This window comes from Pseudomonas persica (assembly GCF_900291015.1).
Lineage (GTDB): Bacteria > Pseudomonadota > Gammaproteobacteria > Pseudomonadales > Pseudomonadaceae > Aquipseudomonas.
The window spans coordinates 57,601-73,785 of sequence record NZ_OLKL01000010.1 but is presented as its reverse complement, the minus strand read 5'-3'; the positions used below and the strand labels follow the sequence as shown (position 1 = coordinate 73,785).

Annotated in this window: 18 protein-coding genes; 7 read left to right on the top strand and 11 right to left on the bottom strand. The window is 62.8% G+C overall.

Annotated features, from left to right (window positions below):
• Positions 1–34: 34 nt before the first annotated feature.
• The 5 genes from FQ664_RS04060 to rplU all read right to left on the bottom strand — a co-directional run bounded on the left by FQ664_RS04060 (position 35) and on the right by rplU (position 3,723).
• Positions 35–496, bottom strand: coding sequence for a CreA family protein (locus FQ664_RS04060; protein ID WP_144170505.1), 462 nt, complete (start codon positions 494–496; stop codon positions 35–37).
• Positions 493–1,611 (bottom strand): glutamate 5-kinase, encoded by a 1,119-nt coding sequence (gene proB, locus FQ664_RS04055; RefSeq protein ID WP_144170504.1) that lies wholly within the window; start codon positions 1,609–1,611, stop codon positions 493–495. Before proB ends, FQ664_RS04060 begins: the two co-directional genes overlap by 4 nt.
• Positions 1,612–1,696: 85 nt before the next feature.
• A complete protein-coding gene (gene cgtA / locus FQ664_RS04050; RefSeq protein ID WP_144170503.1) occupies positions 1,697–2,923 on the bottom strand; it encodes an Obg family GTPase CgtA in 1,227 nt (408 codons plus the stop codon).
• A 189-nt stretch (positions 2,924–3,112) separates the two neighbouring features.
• Positions 3,113–3,370, bottom strand: a complete 258-nt coding sequence (gene rpmA / locus FQ664_RS04045) for a 50S ribosomal protein L27 (RefSeq protein ID WP_003247464.1) — start codon at positions 3,368–3,370, stop codon at positions 3,113–3,115.
• Between the two features lie 38 nt (positions 3,371–3,408).
• Positions 3,409–3,723 carry a 50S ribosomal protein L21 gene (gene rplU, locus FQ664_RS04040; protein ID WP_003247466.1) on the bottom strand — a complete coding sequence of 105 codons (315 nt, stop codon included), beginning with the start codon at positions 3,721–3,723 and terminating at the stop codon, positions 3,409–3,411.
• A gap of 244 nt (positions 3,724–3,967) precedes the next feature.
• Between rplU and FQ664_RS04035 the strand changes: the two genes are divergently transcribed.
• From FQ664_RS04035 to FQ664_RS04020, 3 genes are all read left to right on the top strand, one after another.
• The gene (locus FQ664_RS04035; RefSeq protein WP_144170502.1) at positions 3,968–4,936 is read left to right on the top strand and encodes a polyprenyl synthetase family protein; all 969 of its coding nucleotides are present in this window, start codon (positions 3,968–3,970) and stop codon (positions 4,934–4,936) included.
• Between the two features lie 187 nt (positions 4,937–5,123).
• Positions 5,124–5,465 carry a zinc ribbon domain-containing protein YjdM gene (locus FQ664_RS04025; RefSeq protein ID WP_009686103.1) on the top strand — a complete coding sequence of 114 codons (342 nt, stop codon included), beginning with the start codon at positions 5,124–5,126 and terminating at the stop codon, positions 5,463–5,465.
• Between the two features lie 84 nt (positions 5,466–5,549).
• Positions 5,550–5,795: a PA4570 family protein gene (locus FQ664_RS04020; protein ID WP_003256316.1), complete on the top strand. Its 246-nt coding sequence runs from the start codon at positions 5,550–5,552 to the stop codon at positions 5,793–5,795.
• Positions 5,796–5,861: 66 nt separating this feature from the next.
• Here the strand turns inward: FQ664_RS04020 and FQ664_RS04015 are convergent, their stop codons facing one another.
• From FQ664_RS04015 to FQ664_RS03990, 5 genes are all read right to left on the bottom strand, one after another.
• Positions 5,862–6,479 carry a BamJ family beta-barrel-assembly machinery protein gene (locus tag FQ664_RS04015; protein ID WP_144170500.1) on the bottom strand — a complete coding sequence of 206 codons (618 nt, stop codon included), beginning with the start codon at positions 6,477–6,479 and terminating at the stop codon, positions 5,862–5,864.
• A gap of 85 nt (positions 6,480–6,564) precedes the next feature.
• Positions 6,565–6,870 (bottom strand): DUF6482 family protein, encoded by a 306-nt coding sequence (locus tag FQ664_RS04010; protein WP_144170499.1) that lies wholly within the window; start codon positions 6,868–6,870, stop codon positions 6,565–6,567.
• Between the two features lie 234 nt (positions 6,871–7,104).
• Positions 7,105–7,593 (bottom strand): TIGR00645 family protein, encoded by a 489-nt coding sequence (locus tag FQ664_RS04000; RefSeq protein ID WP_016501546.1) that lies wholly within the window; start codon positions 7,591–7,593, stop codon positions 7,105–7,107.
• 199 nt (positions 7,594–7,792) lie between these two features.
• Positions 7,793–8,131: a PA4575 family protein gene (locus FQ664_RS03995; RefSeq protein WP_003247487.1), complete on the bottom strand. Its 339-nt coding sequence runs from the start codon at positions 8,129–8,131 to the stop codon at positions 7,793–7,795.
• A gap of 161 nt (positions 8,132–8,292) precedes the next feature.
• Positions 8,293–10,731, bottom strand: a complete 2,439-nt coding sequence (locus FQ664_RS03990) for a Lon protease family protein (RefSeq protein ID WP_144170497.1) — start codon at positions 10,729–10,731, stop codon at positions 8,293–8,295.
• A 253-nt stretch (positions 10,732–10,984) separates the two neighbouring features.
• Here FQ664_RS03990 and FQ664_RS03980 point away from each other — a divergent pair, with 253 nt between their 5' ends.
• The 4 genes from FQ664_RS03980 (at position 10,985) to FQ664_RS03965 (ending at position 14,563) form a co-directional block, all read left to right on the top strand.
• Complete coding sequence (locus FQ664_RS03980; RefSeq protein ID WP_144170495.1) at positions 10,985–11,473, top strand: DUF3015 domain-containing protein; 489 nt, start codon at positions 10,985–10,987, stop codon at positions 11,471–11,473.
• Between the two features lie 74 nt (positions 11,474–11,547).
• Positions 11,548–13,401 (top strand): Lnb N-terminal periplasmic domain-containing protein, encoded by a 1,854-nt coding sequence (locus FQ664_RS03975; protein ID WP_144170494.1) that lies wholly within the window; start codon positions 11,548–11,550, stop codon positions 13,399–13,401.
• Positions 13,402–13,641: 240 nt separating this feature from the next.
• Entirely contained in the window at positions 13,642–13,998 is a 357-nt protein-coding gene (locus FQ664_RS03970) for a hypothetical protein (protein WP_144170493.1), read from the top strand.
• Between the two features lie 67 nt (positions 13,999–14,065).
• On the top strand, positions 14,066–14,563 hold the full coding sequence (locus FQ664_RS03965; protein ID WP_144170492.1) for a GreA/GreB family elongation factor: 498 nt from the start codon (positions 14,066–14,068) through the stop codon (positions 14,561–14,563).
• A gap of 129 nt (positions 14,564–14,692) precedes the next feature.
• Here the strand turns inward: FQ664_RS03965 and gdhA are convergent, their stop codons facing one another.
• Complete coding sequence (gene gdhA / locus FQ664_RS03960; protein ID WP_144170491.1) at positions 14,693–16,033, bottom strand: NADP-specific glutamate dehydrogenase; 1,341 nt, start codon at positions 16,031–16,033, stop codon at positions 14,693–14,695.
• Positions 16,034–16,185 lie beyond the last annotated feature (152 nt).

Sequence of the window (16,185 nt, the reverse complement as noted above, 5' to 3'; positions counted from 1 at the left end):
GAGGCCAACGGCCTCCCGGCAGTCTGTCAGGCTATCAACGAGCCCAGGGCAGGATCGGAATCGCCGTCACCGCATTCTGCGGGCTACCTTCGATGATGCGGTCGCTGTACACCAGATACACCAGCGTATTGCGCTTCTTGTCGAGGAAGCGCACCACCTGCATGGTCTTGAACACCAGCGAGGTGCGTTCCTTGAACACTTCCTCGCCATCCTTCAGCTCACCCTTGAAGTTGATCGGCCCGACCTGACGACAGGCAATCGATGCCTCCGCCCGGTCCTCCGCCAGCCCCAGCCCACCCTTCACGCCGCCGGTCTTGGCCCGCGACAGGTAGCAGGTCACGCCCTCGACCTTGGGGTCGTCGAACGCCTCGACCACAATACGGTCGTTCGGCCCGAGGAACTTGAACACGGTGGACACCTGGCCGACTTCCTCGGCCACGGCCAGCATTGGCAGCACCAGTGCTGCCACACCGATCACGCGCTTGAACAGGCTCATACCAACACCAGATTGTCGCGGTGCACCAGTTCCGGCTCGGCGATATAGCCCAGCACGCTTTCGATGACATCGGATGGCTGGCCGATAATCTTTTGCGCTTCCAGCGCGCTGTAGTTGGCCAGGCCGCGGGCCACTTCAACACCGTCCGGACCGACGCACACCACCATCTCGCCACGCCGGAAGCTGCCCTGCACGGTTTTCACGCCAACCGGCAGCAGGCTCTTGTTGGCCTGACGCAGCGCCTGCACGGCACCGGCATCCAGCACCAGGGTGCCACGGGTCTGCAGGTGGCCGGCCAGCCACTGCTTGCGCGCGGCAAGCATGCCGCGCTCGGGCGACAGCAAGGTACCCAGGCGTTCGCCGGCCTTGAGGCGATCCAGCACGCGCTCGATGCGGCCACCGATGATGATGGTATGGGCACCGGAACGGGCTGCCAGGCGTGCGGCGCGCAGCTTGGTCTGCATGCCGCCACGGCCCAGGGCGCCACCGGTACCGCCGGCCACGGCGTCCAGCGCCGGGTCGTCGGCGCGAGCCTCGTAGATCAGCTGGGCTTCGGGATTGTTGCGCGGGTCGGCATCGAACATGCCATCGCGGTCGGTGAGGATCACCAACAGGTCAGCCTCGACCAGGTTGGCCACCAGCGCCGCCAGGGTGTCGTTGTCGCCGAAGCGGATCTCGTCGGTGACCACGGTATCGTTTTCGTTGATAACCGGCACCACGCCCAGGTCGACCAGCGTGCGCAGGGTGCTGCGGGCGTTCAGGTAACGCTTGCGGTCGGACAGGTCGTCATGCGTCAGCAGGATCTGCGCGGTGTGCTTGCCGTGCTGGCCGAAGCTCGACTCCCAGGCCTGCACCAGGCGCATCTGACCGATCGAGGCAGCGGCCTGCAGCTCGTTCATCGCACTCGGTCGCGAGGTCCAGCCCAGCTGGCTCATGCCGGCAGCCACGGCCCCGGAGGAGACCAGTACCAACTCCACGCCTGCCTCACGCAGCGCAACCATCTGCTCGACCCAAACGGCCATGGCACCGCGGTCGAGGCCCTTGCCATCGGCGGTCAGCAGAGCACTGCCAATCTTCACGACCCAGCGCTTGGCGCCCGTCACCTTGCTTCGCATCTTCTTCCAACCTATGTCGAATCTGTAGATACCGTGGATACAAAAACGCCGCTCCAAAGAGCGGCGTTTAGTGTACTGCAACCGGTCAGTCGCGCACGTAAATGATTTCCGGGCCGTCTTCGTCGTCCTCGAAATCATCGTCCCAACCGTCATCGTCGCCGATGTCGTGCACGCTCTTGACGCCGGTGCGACGCAGGGTGCGGGCGTCGTCCAGGGCCTGCAACTGGGCACGCGCTTCGTCTTCGATGCGCTGGTCGAGGTCGGCCAGCTCTTCGGCGTAGGCCGGGTCGTTGGCCAGGCGGTCGGCGCGGTCTTCGAGGTAGCGCATCAGGTCGTGACTGAGCTTTTCGGTGCCCTGCTTGGAAATGGCCGAAATCACGTAGACCGGACCTTCCCACTGCAGGCGCTCGACCACTTCCTTGACCCGCTCGTCGCGCTCGTCGTCCATGACCATGTCGGCCTTGTTCAACACCAGCCAGCGCTCACGCTCGGCCAGCGACGGGCTGAAGCGGGTCAGCTCGTTGACGATGACTTCGGCGGCATCGGCCGGGCTGCTTCCGTCCAGCGGCGCCATGTCCACCAGGTGCAGCAGCACGCGGGTACGCGCCAGGTGCTTGAGGAAGCGGATACCCAGGCCGGCGCCTTCGGAAGCACCTTCGATCAGGCCTGGGATGTCGGCGATGACGAAGCTCTTCCAGCGGTCGACGCTGACCACACCCAGGTTCGGCACCAGGGTGGTGAACGGGTAGTCGGCCACTTTCGGCTTGGCGGCCGAAACCGAGCGAATGAAGGTGCTCTTGCCGGCGTTCGGCAAGCCCAGCAGGCCGACGTCGGCCAGCACTTTCATTTCCATCTTCAGGTCGCGCTGGTCACCTGGCTTGCCCGGGGTGGTCTGGCGCGGTGCACGGTTGGTACTGGACTTGAAGCGGGTGTTGCCCAAACCGTGCCAGCCGCCTTGGGCGACCATCAGCTTCTGCCCCGGGGTGACCAGGTCACCGATCACTTCCTGGGTGGCAGCGTCGATCACGGTGGTGCCGACCGGCACGCGCAGGTACAGGTCGTCGCCTTTCTTGCCGGTGCAGTCGGTGCTGCCACCGTTGGCGCCACGCTGGGCCTCGTGGTGGCGGGTGTAGCGATAGTCGACCAGGGTGTTGAGGTTTTCGTCGGCAACCATGTACACCGAGCCACCGTCACCACCGTCACCACCGTTGGGGCCACCGTTCTCGATGAATTTCTCGCGACGGAAGCTCATGCAACCGTTACCACCATCACCGGCCTTGACCCGAATGGATACTTCGTCAACAAACTTCATTCAAAACCGCCTCTCGCCTACTGGCGAGTTGAATACCTGAAAAACCTGAGGCTCTTGCAAAAATGAGCGCGGCGGCCCCGTACGACCGAAGAAACCCACGCCGGCAGCCCATACAAACAGCTTTGCAAGAGGCTCACCACAAACGAAAAAGCCCCGTCGCATGACGGGGCTTCTGGAGCGACGTCGCGATTAAGCGGCGACGATGCTCACGTAACGGCGCATGAACTCGCCTTTTTTCTCGAACTTGATCACGCCTTCGATCTTGGCGAACAAGGTGTGATCCTTGCCCATGCCAACACCGTAGCCAGCGTGGAATTCGGTGCCGCGCTGACGGACGATGATGTTGCCTGGCTTGATAACCTGGCCGCCATACATCTTCACGCCAAGGCGTTTCGATTCTGAGTCGCGACCGTTACGAGTACTACCACCAGCCTTCTTGTGAGCCATGGTTCAATTCTCCAAATAAATTCAGGGGATCTAGGGGATTAAGCCTGGATGCCGGTGATTTTGATCTCGGTGAACCACTGGCGGTGGCCCATACGCTTCATGTGGTGCTTACGACGACGGAACTTGATGATGCGAACCTTGTCGTGGCGGCCTTGCGAAACGACTTCGGCCACTACTTTAGCGCCAGCAACAACTGGAGCACCGATGGTGACTTCTTCACCGTTGGCGACCAGCAGGACGCGATCGAAGGTCACGGATTCGCCAGTGGCGACTTCCAGTTTTTCGATCTTGAGGAATTCACCTTCAGCGACTTTGTACTGCTTGCCGCCGGTAACGATTACTGCGTAAGACATGGTATTTCTCCGATAATCCTGCTCACCCAGCGCTTTATATGATGAGTATTGGCTGGCATGGCTGCACAGGGCTGGAACGGCCCGGCGCAATTGCGTAAGGCAGGTGCTGCCCAGGAAGTTAGGGTGCGCGATTGTACGCAACCGCGGTTTTGCTTGCAAGTACCGCCCCCGGTGCACTGGCACCGCGCCTTGACACACCGGTACCCGCGACCTAGCATGCCGCGCAACCTCACTGGAGCAGCCGATGCAACCCCAATCCTTCTACCGCGCGGTGGCTGATGATTTCAGCGCCGTCGACGAGATCATCAAGAAGCAGCTGACCTCGCGCGTGCCGCTGGTATCGAAGATCGGCGACTATATCACGTCCGCCGGTGGCAAGCGCCTGCGCCCCCTGCTGGTGCTGCTGTGTGGCAAGGCCCTGGGCCGCGAAGGCGACGACCTGCGCCTGCTGGCTGCCACCATCGAATTCCTGCACACCGCTACCCTGCTGCACGACGACGTGGTCGACATGTCCGGCATGCGCCGTGGCCGCTCCACCGCCAATGCCCTGTGGGGCAACGCGCCGAGCGTGCTGGTGGGCGACTTCCTCTATTCGCGCTCGTTCGAGATGATGGTCGAACTGGGCTCGATGCCGGTCATGCAGATCCTGTCCAAGGCCACCCGTGTAATTGCCGAGGGTGAAGTGCTGCAACTGTCGCGGGTACGCGACGCCAGCACCACCGAGGAAGTCTACATGGAGGTCATCCGCGGCAAGACCGCGATGCTGTTCGAAGCTTCGACCCACAGCGCCGCCGCGCTGGCCGAAGCCACCGATGAACAGCGCGAGGCCCTGCGTACCTTCGGTGACCACCTGGGTGTGGCGTTCCAGCTGGTCGACGACCTGCTGGACTACAAGGGCGACTCGCAGACCCTGGGCAAGAACGTCGGTGACGACCTGGCCGAAGGCAAGCCTACCCTGCCGCTGATCTACACCATGCGCGAAGGCACCGCCGAACAGGCTGCGCTGGTGCGCCAGGCGATCCAGAAGGGTGGCCTGGAGGACCTGGAGCAGATTCGCGTGGCGGTCGAGGAGTCGGGGGCGCTGAACTACACGGCGGAGCTGGCGCGTGACTATGTCAAACGTGCCATCGCATGTCTCGAGGTGCTGCCAGCCAGTGAATACCGGGATGCGCTGGTTGAGCTGAGCGAGTTTGCTGTCGCGCGTACTCACTGACAGATCGAGTCGCCTTCATTCGCGGGTAAACCCGCTCCCACAGGGATATCGCAGGCCTCTGGGTCTATGTTGTACCTGTGGGAGCGGGTTTACCCGCGAAGCTTTTGTCCGGACATAATCACTTTCGCAGAAATACCTTTTACAATGCGGGCCTTTAACCGCCCGTCTGTTTGTTTGAGGAACCGAAGTGAGCACTCTGCCACCCTGCCCGAAATGCAACTCCGAATACACCTATGAGGATGGCACTCAGCTGATCTGCCCCGAATGCGCCCACGAGTGGTCGGCCAGCGGCGACGCCGAAGCGGCCAGCGACGAGGTGGTGAAAAAGGACTCGGTCGGCAACATCCTGCAGGACGGCGACACCGTCACCGTGATCAAGGACCTCAAGGTCAAGGGCTCTTCCCTGGTGGTCAAGGTCGGCACCAAGGTCAAGAACATCCGCCTGTGCGACGGCGACCACGACATCGACTGCAAGATCGACGGCATCGGCGCCATGAAGCTGAAGTCCGAGTTCGTGCGCAAGGTCTGATCACCCAGAAATCCGCCAATTGGCGCTTGCTATTTTGATAATAGGAATTATTCTCATTGGAATTGCTATCCAAGGAGAATAGCCATGACTTATCTGATCGACGCCTGGCTGGACCGCCCTCACCCCTACCTGCGCATCCTTCATCGGGAAACCGGCGAAGTGTGCGCGGTGCTTGAAGAAGAAGCGCTCGACGAGCTGCGTGACCAGGGTGACCTGGACATGAGCGGGCTGAATTCGAGTGAACCGGGGGTACTCAAGGAGCTGGTGCGCAATCTGTTTCTGTTCTGCTATGCGCGGGCGTTGCGCCCCGGGGGAACAGACTGGAATTGAGGCCAGCAGGGCCGGCCTCTTCGCGGGTAAACCCGCGAATGGGGCCGCAAAGCGGCCCCGAGAGCATTACAGAACGTCGAGCAGCTCGACGTCGAACACCAGCACGCTGTGCGGCGGGATGCTGCCAACGCCTTGGGCGCCGTAGGCCAGCTCGCTCGGCACGTACAGGCGCCACTTGCTGCCAGCATTCATCAGCTGCAGGGCTTCGGTCCAGCCAGCGATCACGCCACCCACCGGGAATTCAGCCGGCTGACCACGGTCGTAGGAACTGTCGAACACAGTGCCGTCGATCAGGGTGCCGTGGTAGTGCGTGCGCACGTTGTCTTCGCGGGTCGGCTTGGCGCCTTCGCCTGCGGTCAGCACTTCGAACTGCAGGCCCGAGGCCAGGGTGGTGATGCCGTCACGCTTGGCGTTCTCGACCAGGAATGCCTTGCCAGCAGCAGCAGCGGCTTCAGCCTTGGCAGCCGCTTCGGCTTGCATCACGTCGCGGATGACCTTGAAGCTGGCCGACAAGTCGGCTTCGCTGACGCGGCTGTCGGCGCCGCTGAAGGCGTCGGTCAGGCCGGCCAGGATGGCTTCCAGGCTGACGCCTGGCGGCGGGTTGTCGCGCAGCTGGCCGCCCAGCTGACGGCCAATGCCGTAGCTGACGCGAGTTTCGTCGGTGGACAGGTTGAGTTCGGACATTGTCGTGCTCCACTGCAGGGCGCAGTGAAGCCGCGCCCTTGATGAAAAGGGCGAGCAGCCTAGCACACTGGGGCGCGGCGAGCAGCTACCAGGCCGAGCGCTGGGAAATCGGCACCTTCAAGTCTTCTTCAGGGTGCGTGCCCATGCCGCACATTTCGTCCTGCACCGACCAGTGCACCAGGTTCATCGAGACCAAGGGGATGGTTTGCAGCAACTTGCGCGCATCCTCCACCGAATGCACGCGCAAGCGTTCACCACGGGCGTCGGACAGGGGGTGGGGGTGGCCTTTGATCCGGGCCTCGAGCAGGTAGTCACCGCCTTCGATGGCGATCAGGTTCAGTTCGTCGACATGGCCAGCCCTGGCCTCGGTGTTGAGCTGATGCAGGTTCATGAGAGCACCTCGCTGGTGGAACCACGCATGAGTGCTCATTTTTTCTACAGGAAGGGAGAATACACAAGGCATGACTGACGCCGCTCGTCAGTTGGAAGCCGAACTGTGTGGGAGCGGCCTTGTGTCGCGAAAGGGCCGCGTGGCGGCCCCGGGATATCAGCAGCAATGCATGAACAGCGGGGGCTGCTGCGCAGCCCTTTCGCGACACAAGGCCGCTCCCACAAAGGGAAAGACTCAGTGCTTGGTCAGCTTGTCCAGGTAGCCCATGCAGAATGCCGAGACCACGAAGGTCATGTGGATGATCACGTACCACATCAGGTAATCGGTGGAAATATTCTGCGCGTCCATGAACACCCGCAGCAGGTGGATGGACGAAATGGCCACGATCGACGCGGCAACCTTCATCTTCAGCGACGAAGAGTCCATCTTGCCCAGCCAGTTGAGCTTTTCCTTGCTATCGTCGATGTCCAGTTGCGAGACGAAGTTCTCGTAGCCCGAGATCATCACCATCACCAGCAGGCCACCCACCAGCGACATGTCGATCAGCGACAGGATCACCAGGATCAGGTCGGCTTCGCTCAGGGCAAAGACGTTGGGCAGGACGTGGACCACTTCCTGGAAGAATTTCAGCGCCAGGGCCAGCAGGCCGAGGGACAGGCCGAAGTAGATGGGGGCGAGCAGCCAGCGCGAGGCATACATCGCATTTTCGAGGATACGTTCCATGGGGGGTTGGGACTCATCAGGTGACTAAAAAAGCGACGGCGAGTATAGCCAGCCACCTGTTACAGCAAAAGCCCGGTGAAAGGGGCTGCTCTGCAGCCCAATCGCCGGCACGCCAACTCCCACAGGTTGATCACTGACCTATGGCCTTTGCTTTACCTGTGGGAGCTGGCTTGCCGGCGATGAGGCCAGTGAAAGTTACTCAGGTCTCAGGATGAAACTGGTAATCCCCCAGGTTCCGGCACCGCTCACCATTGATCCGCCGCAACTGCGCCTGCAAATGCAGACACCAGATCTGCGGATCCTCGGCCACCTGATAGCCATGCAAGGTCAGGCTGTCGACAATGGCATTGAGTACCGACTCGGCCACCAGCGGCCCATGGAACGGCCCTTGGGCCTTGATCGCGGACGGTTGTTCACCGGCCATGCCGGCGGCGAACAGCAGCGTCCACATGCCATTGTCCCCGGCCAGCGGACGGATGCTGCATTCGATGCGGGTCACCAGGCCCAGGCACTGGCGTGTGAGGCTGAGATTGCGCATGGCCGCGCCCCCTCCAATAAGCCTTGTTCAGCCTGAACCTCAGGCTGTTTCCATCCTGAACGCTAATACCGTCCTTGAGTTCCAGCATAGAAGAACAGTATCGAAAGATGGAAAACCGGCGCTGAACGGTAGCACATCGCCGCTAGCGCCGGCTTCTTGACTCAGGCCGGCCTGGCCTGGGCGATCACCTCTTCCATACGCTCCTTCTCCGCCTTCTCGATTTCTTCCTCGCTGATCATCTCGGCGATCTCACGCAGGCGCTCCACCACCCGGGCGTTGACGCTACCTTCGGTGAACTGGCCCTTGTCATCCAGCACTCCGGCCTCCTCGCCCACCAGCAGGCTCAATGCCTCGTCGGCCTGGCTGACGGCGTAGACGTGGAACATGCCGTTTTCCACGGCCTGCAGCACGCGTTCGTCGAGCATTAGCGTGGCGACGTTGGCGCGCGGGATGATCACCCCCTGCTCGCCGGTCAATCCACGCGCCTCGCACAGGCGGAAGAAGCCCTCGATCTTCTCGTTGACCCCGCCCACCGCCTGCACTTCACCAAACTGGTTGATCGAACCGGTAATGGCGAAACACTGCTTGAGCGGCGTGCGTGACAAGGCCGAAATCAGCGTGCAGGCTTCGCCCAGCGAGGCGCTGTCACCGTCCACATAGCCGTAGGACTGTTCCAAAGCGATGCTCGCCGAGATCGCCAGCGGGAACTCCTGGGCATAGCGGCTGCCCAGGTAGCCGGTGAGGATCATCACTCCTTTGGAGTGAATCGGCTGGCCGAGATTGACCTCACGCTCGATGTCGACGATACCGCTGCCGCCCGGGTACACGGTGGCGGAGATACGCGCCGGCATGCCGAACGCCGAATCACCCACTTCCAGCACGGTCAGGCCGTTGCACTTGCCAATGGCCGCGCCTTCAGTGTCGATCAGAATGATGCCAGCGAGCATATCGTCCAGCACCCGCTGCGAAACACGCCCGGTGCGGGTGGCCTTGGCCTTTAGCGCACGCTCGATGTGCCCGGCGTCGGTCATTTCGTCACTGGCCAGCTGGCGGATGAAATCGGCTTCGCTGACCAGCTGGAACAGGTCGCCGATGCGGGCCGACAGGCGCGACTGGTTTTCTGCCAGACGGGCGCTGTAGGTGGCCAGGCGCGCCACCGCGTCACTGGTCAGTGGCGCCATGCCCTCTTCGTTGGTGCGGGTACGCAACAGCTGGGCGAACTGCTCCAGGTTCTCGTCGACCATGGGCATGTCTTCGTCGAAGTCCACCAGCACCCGGAACATCTCCTGGAAGTCCGGGTCGTGGTCCTGCAGCGCGTAGTACAGCTGGCGCGAACCGATGATGACCAGCTTGACGTTCAGCGGGATCATCTGCGGCGTCAGGCTGACGGAGGCCACCCGGCCCAGCTCGCCCAGTGGCGATTCCATCTTCAACTTGCGTGACTGCAGCGCACGCTTGAGCGCGTCCCAGACGAATGGTTCGCCCAGCATCTTCTCCGCTTCCAGAATCAGGAAGCCGCCGTTGGCCCGGTGCAGCGCGCCCGGGCGCAGCTGGCGGTACGAGGTGTACAGCGCACCCTGGTCAGTGCTGTATTCAATACGGCCAAACAGGTTGTCGTAGGTCGGGTGCGGCTCGAACACCACCGGCGCACCACCGTCGGCGTGGTGGCCGACCACCAGGCTGGGGGCGTACTGCTCTTCCAGCAGCTTGCGCGCGGCGGCATCGGTCTTGCTGTCATCGACCAGTTGTTCGACCACGGTACGCAGCAGGTTCATCTGCACCGACTGCAGGTAGGCGCAGACCGCAGCGTTCTCGGCGTACTTTTCCGACAGCGGCGCCAGCAAAGGCTGCAGGGCCAGGGTGATGGTTTCTTCGTTGAGCTGGCGCAGCTGGTTGTTCGACTCGCGTTTCCACTGCGGCAGGCTGGCCAGCTCTTCGTTCAGGCGTTCCTCGAGCAGGGCGATGTCCTCGTGGAACTGCTCGCGCACCTCTTCCGGCAACTGGGCGAATTCGGCTTCGTCCAGCGCCTTGCCGTCGGCCATCGGGGTGAAGGCGACGTTGCTGGCGTCGCGATACAGGGCCACGTCCTTTTCCAGCGAGGCGCGCTCGATCACATCCAGGGCGCGGTCGTAACGCTGGTTGAAGGCGCGGTCGATAGCGCCCTTTTTCTGCTGGTACGACGGGTGCTCGAACACCGCCGGGAAGGTCGACAACAAGTTGTCGATCAGCCCGTTCATGTCGGCGATGAACGCCCCGGCGCTGCCGGACGGCAACTCCAGCGCGCGGGGTTCACGGGTGTCGTCGAAGTGGTTGACGTAGACCCAGTCGGCCGGGGTCTGCTGGCGCTTGCCCTCGGCCTTGAGATAGCGCTTGACGAACGAGAAGCGGCCGGTGCCAGGCTCGCCCATCACGTACACGTTGTAACCGGGGCGCGGCATGGCCACGCCAAACTGCAGGGCCTCGACAGCGCGCTCCTGGCCCAGGACTCCGCGAAACGGCTCCAGATCGTCGGTATTGGTAAAGGCAAACTGCTCGGGGGAGAAACGCCGGGTCAGGGCTTCAGGCGCGAGACGCAGGCGCGCAGCGACAGGATCGGGCATTGGGTTTCCTTACTTCGGCGGGGCAGATACGCAGCATTCTGGCGCTGCCTGCGCGCGCCTTGCAAGGCTCCACAGGACTTTATGTCGCAGCCGGAGCGGGACATGTAACAGCAAATTTTTCGCAATCAACAACGCAACCGTTAGATCGTGCCTAAACTCCAAGCTGCGCGGGTGGGTGAAACGCTTTCCCGACCTGGCAACCGAGTTGCCAGAAACCCTGACCCTTGGTTAAGTCAAATAGAGAACAAATGCTATGAAACGGATTCTTCTGGGTACTCTGTTCACCGTAGCCTCACTCAATGCCATGGCCGAAGCGCCAGGCGGCCCGAACTGCGGCTGGGGCAACATGCTGTTCGAAGGCCAGCGCGGCACTCCGGCACACTTCCTGGCTTCCACCACCAACGGCACCTCCGGTAACGCCACCTTCGGCATGACCTCCGGCACCAACGGCTGCTCGACCAAGGCGTCGCTGACCTATGGTGGCAAGTCCTGGTTCGCCATGAACGGCATGATGAATGAACTGTCCGAAGACATGGCCATGGGCCAGGGCGAAGCACTGACCACCTATGCCGTGGTTCTCGGCGTGGCCCCGGAAGACCGTGGCTACTTCGCGTCGGTCACCCACCAGCACTTCAACCAGATCTTCAGCAGCGCCGACGTCACTGCCGAAACGGTCCACAGCAACACCCTGGCCGTTCTGAAGAACGACCCACGCCTGGCCAAATACGCTCCCGAGGCCTGAGTACAGCTGCTCCCGCCCCGGCTCCGGGGCGGGTTTCGCCTTTTACCGGCATCGTTAAGAAGTAGTTGCCCGACATGCTCAAACGCTTCGTATCCCTGGCGCTGTGTGCCTGCGCCCCTGTTCATGCCGCGCCCGTGCTGGACCAAGGCCGTGCCCAGCAACTGGCCAACACCCCTTACTGGATTGCCCTGGGCCATTACGAAACCGCCAAGTTCGGTGGCTGGCGCAGCTATGTGGACGATGATGCGTTCTTCCTCGCCGAGGACGGCGCGCACCACCCCGACCGGGAGCTGCAAGCCACGCTCGCAGCGCTGTACGCCCCGGCCGACCTCGGTGACAAGCACGCCCAATGCGTGTTCCCGGCGCGCACCCGGTGGCTGCGCGAACAGCTCGACCTGCAAGATTTGCCGCAACCGCACTGCCAGGAATTCACCACCTGGTACCAGTCGATCGACCCGCACAGTGCGGCGCTGATTTTCCCGGCAGCCTACCTGAACAGCCCGTCATCGATGTTCGGCCACACCCTGCTGCGCATCGACCAGTCCAACACCCGCAGCGACGACACCACGTTGCTGAGCTACGCGATCAACTTCGGCGCCTATATCGAAGGCAGCGACAACAGCATCCTGTACGCCTGGAAGGGCCTGATGGGCGGCTACCCGGGCCTGTTCGCGCTAATGCCCTACCAGGAAAAACTGTCCGAATACCGCAGCCTGGAAAACCGCGACCTGTGGGAGTACCAGCTGGACCTGACCCCGAAAGAAACCGGGCGCATGGTCGAGCATGTGTGGGAGTTGAAGCAGATCCAGTTCGACTACTTCTTCTTCGACGAAAACTGCTCGTATCGCCTGCTGGAGCTGCTGCAGGTGGCCCGGCCGAGCCTGGACCTGACCTCGCAGTTCCCGCTGACCGCCATCCCGACCGACACGGTGAAGGCCGTGAAGCAGTCCGGCATGGTCGCCAGCGAGACGTACCGCCCCTCGCGCGAACGTGAACTGCTGGCCCGGGCCGAGCCGCTCGATCACGGCGAAAAGCGCCAGGTGCTGGCGGTAAGCGCCGACACCGCACAACTGCTGGGCGCCGAATTCAAGGCCCTGCCCCGCGAGCGCCAGGCGCTGGTGCAGGATGCCGCGTACCGCCTGGAGCGTTACCGCGCCAATGGCCAGGAGCGCGACCCCGGGCAGGCGAAGCGCAGCTTCGAACTGCTGCGGGCGATCAACAGCAACCCACCACCGCCCCTGCAGATCGAGCGTCCGGGCCTGCCCGAAGACGGCCACGACTCTCGCACCTGGCAGCTGGGCGTGGGCACCCGCGAAGACCGCGCCTACGCCGAGTACGGCCTGCGCATGGCCTATCACGACCTGAATGACAACGCCTATGGCTTCCCGCTGGGGGCGCAGATCGAGATCCTGCAACTGAAGCTGCGCCAGTACGAAGGCAACGACTGGCAGGTACAGCGCCTGGACCTGGCCACCATCCGCTCGCTGACACCGCGCAACGCGCTGCTCAAGCCCTGGTCGTGGCAGGTGGCCGGCGGGCTGGAGCGGGTGCCGGGCAAGCATGATGACGAGGTGTTGGTGAGCCATGTGAACGGCGGGGCCGGCGGCACCTGGCAACTGGCCGACGGGTTGCTGGGCTTTGCCCTGGGCACGGTGCGGGTCGAGCATCACAATGATTTCGCCCAGTTCGTCGCCCCGGCGGCAGGCTTCAATGGCGGGCTGCTGTGGCGCAACGGGCTGGGCAACATGACCCTGGAGGCCAAGGGTGATTACTTCACCAATGGCGAGGTACGGCGCAGCGTGAGCCTGAACCAGCAGTGGGAGATCAGCCAGAACCTGGGGCTGCGGTTGAGCGCTTCGCGGGAGTTCAGCCACCTGGCTACGGCGCAGAACGAGGTGATGCTGGAATTGAAGTGGTATCACTACTGAAGCGGACTTTGTGGGAGCGGCCTTGCGTCGCGAAAGGGGTGCGAAGCGCCCCCAGATTGTTGCACTCATGCAGAATTGCCGGGGCCGCTTTGCGGCCCTTTCGCGACGCAAGGCCGCTCCCACAAATGACCGCATCAAGGCTGAGCTGTGTGAACCAACCGACTCTTTGACACTGTTTTAACGGCTCCCCGACAAATCGCCACCTAGACTTGCCAGTATCAACCGGAGGGTTTTGTGGTTATGTCGCGGTACTGGTTCGGCGTGTGCATGGCGTTGTTGCTGTCTGGTTGCGAAACCACCCACGAGCAGATGGTCAACCAGGGCTATCCCCCGGCCTATGCCGATGGTTTTCAGGACGGCTGCAGCAGCGGCCGCCAGGCGGCCGGGCTGATGGTTGGCGGCTTTCGCAAGGATGTGCCGCGCTACCTGCACGAGCGCCAGTACGAAAGCGGCTGGGACGACGGCTTTCGCCAGTGCCACGCCATGCAGAACAGCGAAGAACAGCGCCAGTACCACGAACGCTTCCGGGACCAGCGCGAGCGCGACTGGGAGCAGGAAAAGGACCGCGACGCCGCACGCGCCTATCGCCACAACTGAGTCGTAAACGGATATCCCTTGAAACCGGCGGCCTGCGATGATGGTCTCCTGCACAAGGAGGCCCCCCATGAGCCGAGCATTCGTCAACGAAGACCAGGCCGCCGCCCAGGCTGACCAGCCGGTCGAGCGACGGGTCAGCGAACAACCCAACTACCTCACCGCCACTGGCCTGCGCCAGCTGCAGGCGCGCGTGGCCGAGCTCAATGCCCTGCGCAGCGAACTGCAGGCACAGGGCGAGCGCGGCGACAAGCAGCGGCTGGCGGATACCGAACGGGACCTGCGCTACTTCAGCGCGCGGGTGCAGAGTGCCCAGGTAGTGCCGGCGGCTACGTCGCGCAGCAAGGTGCAGATTGGTAGCCAGGTGCGGTTTGTCGATGCGCAGGACCAGGAACATGTGGTGCGGCTGGTGGGCGAGGATGAAGCGGATGCAGGGCGGGGGCTGATCAACTGGGGGTCGCCGTTGGGGCAGGCCTTGCTCGGGGCGGGGCCGGGGGATGAGGTGGCCTGGCGGCGGCCGGTGGGGGATCAGGTGATCGAGGTGATCGAAATTGAAGGTGAGCCCTAGGGACCGCTTCGCGCCCCATCGCCGGCAAGCGCGGCTCCCACAGGAAGCGCGCAGCTCTCAAGCCTTTCAGTACCTGTGGGAGCCGCGCTTGCCGGCGATGGGCTGCAAAGCAGCCCCTAGGGCCTCGAATCAGACCACGCCCTGCGCCAGCATCGCATCGGCCACTTTCACAAAGCCCGCGATGTTCGCACCTTTGACATAGTTGATGCTGCCATCGGCCTCTTCACCGTAATGCACGCAAGCATGGTGAATCGACTGCATGATGTTGTGCAGCTTGCTGTCCACCTCGCCGGCAGTCCACAGCAGGCGCATGGCATTTTGCGACATCTCCAGGCCCGAGACGGCCACGCCGCCGGCGTTGGAGGCCTTGCCCGGGGCGTACAGGATGCCGGCTTCCAGGAAGATGTCCACAGCCTCCAGGGTGGTCGGCATGTTGGCGCCTTCGGCCACGCAGATGCAGCCATTACGCAGCAAGGTGCGGGCGTCTTCGGCGTCCAGCTCGTTCTGCGTGGCACACGGCAGGGCGATGTCGCACGGCAGGCTCCACGGGGTCTGGCCCTTGCGGAACTCCAGGCCGAACTGCGCGGCCAGTTCGCTGATGCGGCCACGCTTGACGTTCTTCAGCTCCATCACCGCATCCCACTGGGCTTCGGTCAGGCCGGCTTCGGCGTACAGGGTGCCTTCGGAGTCGGACAGCGAAATCACCTTGCCACCCAGGTCCATGACCTTGCGCGCGGCATACTGGGCCACGTTACCCGAGCCGGAAATCGCCACGCGGCAGCCATCGATACGCTTGTCCTGACGCTTGAGCATTTCTTCGGCGAAGTACACGCAGCCGTAGCCGGTGGCTTCCGGGCGGATCAGGCTGCCGCCGTAGGTCATGCCCTTGCCGGTCAGCACCGAAGTGAACTGGTTGGCCAGGCGCTTGTACTGGCCGAACATGAAGCCGATTTCGCGCGCACCCACGCCGATGTCGCCGGCAGGGACGTCCAGATCAGCGCCGATGTGGCGGTACAGCTCGCTCATGAACGCCTGGCAGAAGCGCATGACTTCAGCGTCGCTCTTGCCTTTGGGGTCGAAGTCCGAGCCGCCTTTGCCGCCGCCCATGGGCAGCGAGGTGAGGGAGTTCTTGAACACCTGCTCGAAGGCCAGGAACTTGAGCACGCCCAGGTTGACCGACGGGTGGAAGCGCAGGCCGCCCTTGTACGGGCCGATGGCGCTGCTCATCTGGATGCGGTAGCCGCGGTTGACCTGCACCTTGCCCTGGTCATCGACCCAGGACACACGGAACAGTACGGCGCGCTCAGGCTCGACCATGCGCTCCAGAATGCCGGCCTGCAGGTAATGCGGGTTGGCCTCGAGGAACGGCCACAGGCTGCGCAGCACCTCCTCCACCGCCTGGTGGAATTCAGGTTGGCCCGGGTCGCGTTGTTTCAGGCGCGCGAGGAAATTGTCGACAGATTCGATCATGGTAGACATCTCACCAAGAGGATTGGACTTATTGGTTTTTTCAGGAATGTACCAAGAAGCAAACGCACTGGAACAGGGCGAGATGTCGTTTTTTTGAAATTATTTGGTGCATTTTCTATAACTGTATACAAACCAACCGTCAGTGCCGGCTT